10 protein-coding genes are annotated in these 10,409 nt (G+C 63.8%); 3 read left to right on the forward strand and 7 right to left on the reverse strand.

All coding sequences use genetic code 11. The annotated features are described in order from the left end of the window. Positions 1-63 precede the first annotated feature (63 nt). A complete protein-coding gene (locus PVW46_RS00710) occupies positions 64-948 on the forward strand; it encodes a Hint domain-containing protein (protein ID WP_069211136.1) in 885 nt (294 codons plus the stop codon). Between the two features lie 21 nt (positions 949-969). On the opposite strand, the gene arsJ is transcribed toward PVW46_RS00710, so the two are convergent. Genes arsJ through PVW46_RS00730 form a run of 4 tightly spaced genes read right to left on the reverse strand, consistent with a single transcriptional unit; the run spans position 970 to position 4,816 of the window. Then, a complete protein-coding gene (gene arsJ / locus PVW46_RS00715) occupies positions 970-2,229 on the reverse strand; it encodes an organoarsenical effux MFS transporter ArsJ (RefSeq protein WP_069211137.1) in 1,260 nt (419 codons plus the stop codon). Between the two features lie 4 nt (positions 2,230-2,233). Then, the gene (locus PVW46_RS00720; protein WP_139132410.1) at positions 2,234-2,977 is read right to left on the reverse strand and encodes a hypothetical protein; all 744 of its coding nucleotides are present in this window, start codon (positions 2,975-2,977) and stop codon (positions 2,234-2,236) included. Between the two features lie 16 nt (positions 2,978-2,993). Next, positions 2,994-3,992, reverse strand: a complete 999-nt coding sequence (locus PVW46_RS00725) for an ArsJ-associated glyceraldehyde-3-phosphate dehydrogenase (protein ID WP_043146499.1) — start codon at positions 3,990-3,992, stop codon at positions 2,994-2,996. After that, positions 3,989-4,816, reverse strand: coding sequence for an arsenate reductase/protein-tyrosine-phosphatase family protein (locus PVW46_RS00730; protein WP_069211139.1), 828 nt, complete (start codon positions 4,814-4,816; stop codon positions 3,989-3,991). The genes PVW46_RS00725 and PVW46_RS00730 overlap by 4 nt, the downstream gene beginning before the upstream one ends. 157 nt (positions 4,817-4,973) lie before the next feature. On the opposite strand from PVW46_RS00730, the gene PVW46_RS00735 reads away from it, so the two are divergent. Continuing rightward, a complete protein-coding gene (locus PVW46_RS00735) occupies positions 4,974-6,173 on the forward strand; it encodes an aminotransferase-like domain-containing protein (protein WP_069211140.1) in 1,200 nt (399 codons plus the stop codon). Positions 6,174-6,338: 165 nt separating this feature from the next. Further along, positions 6,339-6,635 (forward strand): hypothetical protein, encoded by a 297-nt coding sequence (locus PVW46_RS00740; protein WP_069211141.1) that lies wholly within the window; start codon positions 6,339-6,341, stop codon positions 6,633-6,635. Positions 6,636-6,698: 63 nt separating this feature from the next. Here PVW46_RS00740 and PVW46_RS00745 read toward each other — a convergent pair whose 3' ends face one another. The 3 genes from PVW46_RS00745 to PVW46_RS00755 form a co-directional block, all read right to left on the reverse strand. Next, complete coding sequence (locus PVW46_RS00745) at positions 6,699-8,099, reverse strand: TRAP transporter large permease (RefSeq protein WP_069211142.1); 1,401 nt, start codon at positions 8,097-8,099, stop codon at positions 6,699-6,701. After that, positions 8,096-8,728, reverse strand: a complete 633-nt coding sequence (locus PVW46_RS00750) for a TRAP transporter small permease subunit (protein WP_069211143.1) — start codon at positions 8,726-8,728, stop codon at positions 8,096-8,098. The genes PVW46_RS00745 and PVW46_RS00750 overlap by 4 nt, the downstream gene beginning before the upstream one ends. Before the next feature lie 117 nt (positions 8,729-8,845). Continuing rightward, positions 8,846-9,862, reverse strand: a complete 1,017-nt coding sequence (locus tag PVW46_RS00755) for a C4-dicarboxylate TRAP transporter substrate-binding protein (RefSeq protein ID WP_043146505.1) — start codon at positions 9,860-9,862, stop codon at positions 8,846-8,848. Between the last annotated feature and the right edge of the window lie 547 nt (positions 9,863-10,409).

Consider the following 10,409-nt stretch of genomic DNA (forward strand, 5'->3'; position numbering starts at 1 on the left):
CGTAATTTTCTAGGCCACAAATATGTCGTGACCTAACCTGTCCCTGTAAAAAAGGGACCGCACATGGCAGATCTTGCAGCAGACGGCGTCTTGACCTTCACGGCAACCGATACAGGCACGACCCTGTCGCCGCTGACGGGCTATGTCTACACGCCCTCACTGGCAACGGTGAACGACTCCAACAACGACGACAACATCGACTCCTTGGATTACTACGGGCTGATCACTACCGGCTATTCCGGCTACACGATCAACATCGGTGGCAATTACTACGCAATCTTCACCAACGGGTTGGGGGAATACTATATCCCCTTCGATTCCGCGCAGGAGGATCTGTCAGCGCTAACCCTTTCTGCCGTGACGCAGGCCATCACCCAGACCGGCGATGATGCCAATGTCTACAACTGCTTCCTGACCGGGACCCGCATCGCAACCCCGGACGGCCCTCGCCGGATCGAAACGCTGGCGCATGGCGACCTGATCCTTGCCGCCGACGGCCGCGCCCTACCCCTGCGCTGGCTTGCCCGGATGGAGGTCCGCCCCCAGGCTGTGAACAAACCCATCGGGCGGCTGCCGATCCGTATTGCCGCTGGTGCCCTCGGCAGTGGCTTGCCCAAGCGCGACCTCTATGTCTCGCCCGATCACGCGCTGGTGCTCGACGGGATGCTGGTCAACGCCTCGGCCCTGATCAACCATTCGGACATCAGGATGATGCGCGCCTCGGAAGCGCCGGCAAGCTTTACCTACTGGCACGTCGAACTGGATGCCCATGAGATCATCCTTGCCAACGGCATCCCGACCGAGAGCTTTGTCGACTATGCCCGCCGCGGCGGGTTCGACAACTACGACGAATACCTGGCGCTGAACGGTTGCGACCGACTGATCCGCGAGATGCCCCTGCCCCGGATCTCCTCGCGGCGCCAGCTGTCACCGGTCCAGGTCGCCTGACCAACCCTCACAGGGCAACCGTCACCGGGCGCGCAACCGCGCCGCGCCCAACGCGCTGAGGGCCACCATGACAGCCGCCGTTGCCAGGCACAAAGGCAACCCGCCGACCTGGTAACTGAGCCCCGACAAGAGCGTGCCCAGCAGGCGCCCCGTTGCATTGGCCATGTAGTAGAAACCCACGTCCATCGTCACCCGCTCGCCCCTGGAAAAGGCCAGGATCAGGTAGGAGTGCAGCGAACTGTTGACCGCGAATAGCGCGCCGAAGACCAGCAACCCGGCAATGATCGTCGCCGTCAGCCAGGGCGCCGGGTCGCCCGCCGCCAGCACCAGGACCGCCAGCACCACAGGCACCACCGTCAGCGACAGGGCCCAGCCCCGGGCCGCGCCCACGATCTCTGCCGCCGGACGCGTGGCGGCGCGCAGTGCCTTCGGCGCATAGGCCTGGACCGCGCCGTAGAGGATCGTCCAGACCGCCATGAAGCTGCCGATGGTGAAAAAGGCGATGCGGTTGCCCTCTTCGCTGCCGTCCGACAGCACCGCGTAGAAATAGACCGGGATGCCGACGACGAACCAGACATCGCGCGCGCCGAACAGGAACACCCGCGCCGCCGACAGCCAATTCACGTTGCGGTCCTTGGAAAAGACCTCCTTGAACTTGGCGCCCTTCTTGCCGGTGGGCAGGCCCGAGGGCATCCGCAAGGCCACCGCCAGCAGCACCGCACCCAACAGCGCCGCCATGCCCAGCACCGCCGGGACAAAGCCGAACAGCGCCAGCAGCGCCGCGCCGGTCAGAAAGCCCAGCCCCTTGATCGCGTTCTTGGACCCGGTCAGAACCGCGACCCAGCGAAACAGCCCGCCCTGCCCGCTTGGCGCCAGCAGCTTGACCGCCGATTTCGCCGACATCTTGGACAGGTCCTTGGCCACGCCGGACAGACCCTGCACCGCCATGACGAAGACCACCGAGGCAGTCAGGCTCCACGCCGGGTCCAGCTGGGCCAGCGCCAGCAGGGCGATGACCTGCAGCGACAGGCCCGCGTAAAGCGTCGAGGTCAGCCCGAACCGCGCCGCGATCCAGCCCGCCGAGAGGTTGGTGACGATGCCGGCAAATTCATACAGCAGGAACAGGTAGGCCAGCTGCACCGGCGAAAAGCCCAGCGTGTGGAAATGCAAAAGCACCAGCATCCGCAGCGCCCCGTCGGTAAGCATGAAGGCCCAGTAGGCGGCGGTCACGGCGATATAGGCCGCGAACCCCTGCGGCCGGGCTTGGGTGGCGTCACTCATGGCGTCAGCGTTTCTCGTATGTGAATTCCGTCCCGTCGCGTGCACTGCGCAGGCGCAGACGGTCAGGGCTTTGGTCAAGGATCACCCAGCACAGGTGCTCGCCGTCGTCGAAGGCAACGCTCAGGTGCGGTCCCGGCAGGTCCCGGCATTCGGACAGGATGTCGAAAGGCCCGCTTCTGATCGGAACATCCTGCAGGGTCTCGGCAAGGCGCGTGTCGTCGAAGATCAGCCCGGACCCGGGTCGCGCAACATCCCGCCAGGAGCCGGCAAGCACCTCGACCATCCGGGTGTATTCATCCTGCGCCCGCACCTCCAGATCCAGCAAGGTCGCCCGGGCCGATGTCCCGGTCTCATCCAGTACCTCGACCGTCGCCAGGACAGAGGTCCATTCCGGCTCCATCAAGAGGGCCAACAGCAGGTCCGGATCGCCAGTGCCATCATCCGCGATCACGTAGCGGGTGCCCCCGGACAGGATTGTGCAGACGGCCACGTTCAGGTCGGGATCGGCGCCGCAGGTTTCGATCATTCCGGCAATGGTGCGCTTGCCCAATGACGCCGCGCCATCCGCCTGTGCCCGGAACAGGAAGTGGCCCCTATCCGTCATCCTGCCGTTCCCCCATTCGGACCCGAAACGCAGGAAGCCCCCGCCAACGACCGGCGCGGCGCTCTGGCCTACCGTGTAGGAAAGCCCCTCGGCGCAGGCCGATGTGCCCAGGAATGCCATGACGAGACTGGCTGCAACGCGCATCCGACCTTCTCCGCGGTTAGAGCGAGGCACCGACCATATGGGCCACGTCCACAAGCCGGTGCGCATAGCCCCATTCATTATCATACCAGGCATAGATTTTCACCTGTGTGCCGTTGACCACCATCGTCGAGGGCGCATCCACGATCGAACTGCGCGGGTCGTTGGTGTAGTCGGTCGAAACCAGCGGCCGCTCCTCGTAGCCCAGGATGTCCTTCAGTCCGCCTTCGGACGCGGCCTTGAAGAGGGCGTTGACCTCCTCTGCCGTCGTCTCGCGCTCCACCTCGAAAACGCAGTCGGTCAGCGAGGCGTTCAGCAGCGGCACCCGCACCGCGTGGCCATTGAGGCGGCCCTTGAGTTCGGGATAGATCAGCGTGATCGCCGTGGCGCTGCCGGTCGTCGTGGGGATCAGCGAGTTCAGCGCAGACCGCGCGCGGCGCAGGTCCTTGGCAGGGCGGTCCACGATGGTCTGGGTATTGGTGACGTCATGGATTGTGGTGATCGAGCCGTGCCTGATGCCCAGGTTCTCGTGGATCACCTTGACCACCGGAGCGAGGCAGTTGGTCGTGCAGGAGGCCGCCGTGACGATCCGGTGCTGTTCCGCGTCATAGATGTCATCATTGACGCCGTAGACAATGTTCACGGCGCCGCCGTCCTTGACCGGGGCCGACACGACCACCTTTTTCACGCCCCGTTCGAAATAGGGCGCAATCCGCTCTGCGGTCTTGAAATAGCCGGTGCAGTCGATGACCACATCCACCCCTTCCAGCGGCAGGTCCGCCAGGTCGCGCGTGCCGAACACCGGGATGCGGGTGCCGTCGATGGTGATGCTGTCGGCATCCGCGCTGAACGCTGCGTCCCAGCGGCCATGCACAGTGTCGAATTCCAGCAGATGCGCATGCATGGCCGGATCGCCCACCGCGTCGTTGAGAAAGGCGATCGTGTCTCCCGCCTCCAGCATGGGTTTCACGATCAGCTTGCCGATGCGGCCAAGCCCGTTGATGGCGTAGGTGGTCATGCGAAGTCTTCCGTTCTTGCGATGTCGTCGATCCGGGCCTGCAGGCTCTCGCGATCCAGTGTGCCGATGGGCAGGGCCGTGAAGGCCTGGATGCGGTTTTTCAGGGCGCCGTAGACCTGTTGAAAGGCCAGATGTCTTTCCGCCTCGGTGCCGGTTGCCTTGACCGGGTCGGGCTGACCCCAATGACCGGTCATCGGCTGGCCCGGCCAGGGCGGGCATTCTTCGTTCGCCGCCCGGTCACAGACGGTAAAGACGAAATCCAGATGCGGCGCGCCCTCGCCCTGGAAGTCCGACACGTTCTTGGCGCGCAGGTCGGACACGTCATGCCCCTTGTCCTGCAAGACCTGCAGCGCCTGGGGGTTCAACTCGCTATAAGGATTGGTCCCTGCCGAGAAGGCGCGAAAACGTCCTCCGGCGAGGTCACGCAGCAGGGTTTCGGCAAAGATCGACCGGGCAGAGTTGCCGGTGCAGATGAACAGGACGTTGTAGGTGCGATCAGCCATTTCGCGCTCCGTCAGGGATGTTGGCAGGCAAAGATCCGGGCGGCCACGGCAGCAATCCGCCCAGAGATAGGTCAACAGCCGCCCCGCGCCCTCGGTATCGGCGGCGTACATCAGCGAGGTCCCGTGCCGGGACTGAGTTACAAGACCCGCGCTACGCAATTGTGACAAAGCCGCCGAAAGCGTCGAGGGTGCCAGGTCCAGCGCCAAGGCGATCTCACCGGCGGGAACGGCATCCGGAAAACGCCGCATCAGCAGGCGAAACACGTCCAGACGACGGCCGTGGGCAAGGGCGGCAAGGGCGTTGAGCGATTCAGATTTCATATTTCCGGAAATACGGAAATATAGACCTTGCGACAAGCTATATTTCCGATTTTCCGGAAATAGGCGGGTGGACCATTTCGACAGACGGTTGGCGCCCGTTAACCAAAGCATGTTAGGGGACCCTCATATTCGCCTCTTGTCTGACCGGAGAAAGCCCATGCCCGGACGCGCGCCCCTTGCCCGCTGGCTGAACGACACCAACGATGTGACCCAGACCTTTCTGGCCGCCGGGCAGATCCCCGACCTCGTGAACCTGGCGGGCGGGTTGCCCGATCCCTCGACCTGGCCGGTTTCTGACCTGTCGGATTTCGCAGGCCGCGTCGTGACCGAACACACCGCCGAGGTGCTGGGCTATTCGCCCATCGACGGGCTGCCCGACCTGCGCGACCGCATCGCGGCAGAGTTCAGCCACGGCGACCTGAACCTGACCCGGGACAACGTGCTGATCACCACCGGCGGGATGCAGGGGCTGGACCTGCTGGGCAAGGTCTTTCTCGACCCCGGTCAGACCATCGCGGCGCAGTCCCCGGCCTACCTGGGCGCCATCGACGCCTGGAAGCCGCGCGCGCCGCAGTATCGTGCGATGGTGATGGAGACCAATGACTTCGACGCAGAGGCCGCCATGACCGGGGCCCAGTTCGCCTACACAGTCCCCAATTTCTCGAATCCTTCCGGACGGCTGGTGCCAGAGGATCAGCGCCGCGCTCTGGTGGCGGCGGCAGAGGCGACGGGCTGCTGGCTGGTCGAGGATGATCCCTATGGACACCTCTACTACGACGGCGCCCCCCTGCCCCGGATGCTCGAGCTCTCCGCCAACGGGGCCGAGGTCTATAACGGGCCGGTCGTCTACCTTGGCACATTCTCGAAACAACTGGCTCCGGGCCTGCGTGTCGGCTGGGTCATCGCCGCGCCAGAGATCATCGTGGCCATGACCACGGCCAAGCAGGGCTCGGACATGTTCACCAGCGGGCTGTGCCAGCGCGTTGCGCTGGAGGCGATGGAACGTGGCCTTCCGGAACAGTTGCTCCCCGGTATCCTGGATCTCTACCGCACCCGGCGCGATGCGCTATGCGAGGCGATGCAGGCAGAACTGACGGACCTTTTCACCTGGCAAGTCCCCGAGGGCGGCATGTTCGTCTGGGCCGTGGCGCGCGACCCGGCCCTGGACACCGACCGGCTCATGAAAACCGGGCTGGAGCACGGTGTCTGCATCTCGCCCTCCAGCGTCTTTGACCCGATGGGACAGGACCGGCGTGCGATCCGGGTGAATTTTACGCTCAACCCGCCCGACGTCCTGGCCGAGGGAATCCGCCGCCTGGCAAGGGCGACACGAACAGAATTGAGACGGGCCGCCTGACTCTCCCCTTGGCACCGAATCCGCTTTTGCGCCCGCCGCCTTTGAGGCGGCGGGATACTGCTCATGTCGAACACACCGCAACACATTCCAATTGAATTATGTGTATTGCTTCTCATGTAATCCGGGTACGCAAACGCCCAAGCCTGCATGAGAAGGAGCAGTGAATTGACAACCAAGACGACGTTTGCCACGGCCATCGGAATTGCCCTGATGTCGGCGCCTGTTCAGGCCGAACACGCCAACCCCTGGGCGGGTGAGGATGACACGGTTCTGGCCAAGAACCACGACACCAACCAGGCGCGCAGCATCGGGACGCCGGGTGAGGACGAGATGCGCGGCGTGATGAACCGCCGGGCACATGGCAAGCTGGACGACCCACAGGGCGGCGGCGGAGTGGCTGGCGGCGCCTCCGGTCGGGCCGGAGGAGATACCGGAGGCGGAAACGGCAAAGGACGCCGTTGACCTGCCGAGAACTGAAAGGGACCCGCGCCACCAGGCGCGGGTCTTGCATTTACGGCTTCTGTATCAGGCCAGTGAGGGCAGCCAGAGCACGATCCCCGGAAAGGCCACCAAGAGGGCGATGGTCACCGCGTCGGCCACGAAGAACGGCGTCACGCCGCGGAACACGTCCTGCACCGAAAGCTCTGGCCGCACGCCAGCCACCACGAAACAGTTCAATCCAATGGGTGGCGTGATCAGGCAGAACTCTGCCATCTTGACCACCAGAATGCCGAACCAGACCGCGCACATTGGCCCCGACATTCCAAAGGCCGCCTCTTCGGCGCTGACGAACATTCCGCCATTCAACGCCATGACCGCCGGGTAGACAACCGGCAGCGTCAAGAGCAGCATCCCGATGGCATCCATGAACATCCCAAGCACCGCGTAGGCCAGCAGGATGCAGATCAGGATCAGCATCGGCGAATAGGGCAAGGCGGTCAGCCAGTCGGAAAACGCCGAGGGCAGATCGGCGAATCCGAGAAAACGGACGTAGATCAGCACGCCCCAGATGATGGTGAAGATCATGATCGACAGTTTCGCCGTCTCGACCAGCGCGTCCTTCAGTTCGCGCAGGCGCATGCCGCGCCAGAGCGCCATCAGGAAGACGATGAAGGCACCGATAGCGCCGCCTTCGGTCGGTGTGCCCCAACTGTCCCCGCCAAACGGGTTGTAGACGAAGAAGATGATGATGACGACCACCGCCACGATGGGCAGGGCGGGCGGCAGGCTGACCAGCCTCTCGCGCCAGGTAAAGCCGCCGACCGGGGGACCAAAGCCCTTGATGGTCAGCGCCAGCCCGATGATCAGCAATGCGTAGACCAGAGCAGAGAACATGCCCGGAATGAACCCGGCCAGCAGCAGGCGCCCCACGTCCTGTTCGACGATGATCGCGTAAATCACCAGGATCGCCGAGGGCGGGATCAGCGACGCCAGTGTCCCCCCTGCCGCCACGACGCCAGCCGCAAAGCGTTTGTCATACCCCACCTTCAGCATCTCGGGGATGGCAATACGGGCAAAGACCGCCGCGGTCGCGACGCTGGCCCCCGACACGGCGGCAAAGCCCGCAGTGGCAAAGACGGTGGAGACCGCCAGCCCGCCCGGCACCCAGGCGATCCAGCGTTTCGCGGCCTCGAACAGGGCGCGCGTCAGCCCCGCGTAATAGGCCAGGTAGCCGATCAGGATGAAGGTGGGGATCAGGCTCAGCGCCTGCGACGCCACCTTGCCATGTGGCACCTGCCCGGCGGTCTTGACCGCAACGGTCAGCGCCCAGCCGAATTCCTCCGAGTCGTAGCCCTTTTTCGACCAGAAGATCCAGATCAGCCCGGCCAGTCCGGCCAGGGCCGCGGCAAAGGCCACACGCATCCCGAGGACCACCATGACCAGCAAGCCGCCGGTGACCCAGAGGCCAATTTCAATCGACGTCATGTATCGTGCCCCTGTACCTGGTCAGCCTCGGCCGCCGCCTGTTCCGCCGCGGACATCACCAACGGCACCGCCACCGGCTCGCTCTGCCCCAGGACGATCGCCCGCCCATAGGCCACCAGTTGCACCACCAACCGCAGCGAGATCACGGCAAAGGCCACCGGCACCACCAGTTTCGCAGGCCAGATCGGCAAGCCGATGTCGATCGAACTGTCACGGCTCCAGTTCGGGGCGCTGAAATCGAAACTGCGGTCGAAATGGGCCCAAGTTCCCCAGACCAGCAGCACCATCAGCACGAGGATCAGCAGCGTCGTGATGAACTCGGCGATCCAGAGCGCACGGCCCCTGAGGGCACCGATGACGATGTCCATACGGATATGCCCGCCGACACGCTGAACGTAGGAAATGCCGAAAATGGCGATGAAGGGCATCGCCGCCTCGATCCAGTCGACGTACCCCCGAAGCGGCTCGTTGAAGAAATTGCGGCCCGAGACGGAAATCACCGCCAGGCACATCAGCGCAAAGGCCCCGACGCCGGAAACCAGCGCCATGCCCCATTCGACCCGCGCAAGCGCACGGTCCAGCCGCGACAGCAGGCTGTCATCTTCGAGGACGGAGGCATGTCCCGCCATCGCTCACCTCTCATGTCCGGAGAAACGCAGGCCCCGGCCCCATGTCGGAACCTCCGGCCGGATCACGAAGACCCGGCGGGAGGCCCCGGCGCAAGGCCGGGGCGCGATGGGCCCGCCTCAGTTGGAGGCGCGCGCCTTTTCGAGGGTCGAGAACACCAGATCATAGAGTTCCTGCGCGGGCAGACCGCGGGCGCTCATGTCCTGGATCCAGGCATCGTGCAGCGGCTGACCGGCGACCTGGCGGAACTTGGCCAGCTCGTCGTCGGTGATCATGACCTTCTGAACGCCCTTTTCCTCCAGCACCTCGTCCCAGCGCTGCAGCAGCTTGCCGTAGTTCTCGAGGTAATAGGCGATCGCCTCGTCCACGGATTCGTCCAGCGCCTGGCGCTGGTCGTCAGGCAACGAGTCATAGGCGTCGATGTTGACCACGATGGGGCAGTTGACGGTGCCCGGGTTCAGGTTGGCCGTCCACCAGTCCGCCTGGTTGATCGTGCCGAAGGAGAGGTGCGCATGCTGGGCAAAGGCCACCGTGTCCACGACGCCCGAGTCCATCGCCTGGTAGGCTTCGGACGAGGTCACGCTGGTCGGCACACCCCCCACTGCGCTGAACGCCTTGCCAAGGCCGCCGGTGGCGCGCACCCGCATGCCGTCGAACTCGGTCAGCTCGTCGCGCGGCTCTCCGGTGCCCACGAGGTTGTATTGCGGCATGGGCGAGGTCATCAGCATTCGGGCGTTCCACTGCGCCATTTCCTCGGCCACCGCCGGATGGTCATAGATTGCATGGCTCACGGCCACTTCCTCTTCCAGCGTGGACACGCCCAGGAAAGGCAGTTCCAGCACGGTGATCGCGCGGTTCTTGTCGGGATGGTAGCCGGCGCAGAACTGCGCCATCTCGAAGGCGCCGATGGAAATTCCGTCGAGGTTCTCGGTGTTCTTGGACAGGCCACCGTAGGAAATGTTCATGGTGAAGGCACCACCGGTCTTTTCCGAGACCAGTTCGGCGATCTTGTGCAGGTGCTCGGTAAAGGCGCGACGCGAGCCCCAGGTCGAGACGTTCCATTCCGTCGCGGCGGCCTGTGTGGCCAGGGTCGCGGCAATGGTCGTCGCCAGCAGTTTTGCAGTGATGTTGGACATATGATCCTCCCCTATGTGTCCAGCGGTATTCTCCGCCTCGCCGGGAGGTTAGTCGAATGCCCCCGCGGTTCAAGGGCCTTGGGCCAAAAGGGGATTCGCATTGGCGAGCGCTAACAATCGGCATACATCGGCATACCGCATCCTTTTGTCACACCTGCTCCGCCAAGCGCGACAACCACAAGATGCACAATTGGTGGTCGGACACCCTTACAAGGGGCTGACCGAGGCGTCATTAAAACAAGGGGCTTAGCGGCTCGCGGGCAAATTTGTTTACGATTTGCAGGTTGTCTGTGAAAACTATTTACATCTAAATCATTCATAACGCTAACAATATTTATTTCTTTTCCGTTTCGGGTATTGTCCCACTTGAACGCGGTGACGCTAGGGAATGGCGTGCCGCCGGATCAAAACGGAGAGGGAGCTCCTTCATGACCGAACAGACCACACCCGAGACAGCCACCCCCGTCTATCCGCCCTCGGCCGAACTGGCGGCCAAGGCCCACGTCGACCTTTCGCGTTATGATCAGATGTACGCGGCCTCGGTCAG

This window comes from Mameliella sp. AT18, from assembly GCF_028807275.1.
GTDB classification, from domain to species: Bacteria; Pseudomonadota; Alphaproteobacteria; order Rhodobacterales; family Rhodobacteraceae; genus Antarctobacter; species Antarctobacter albus.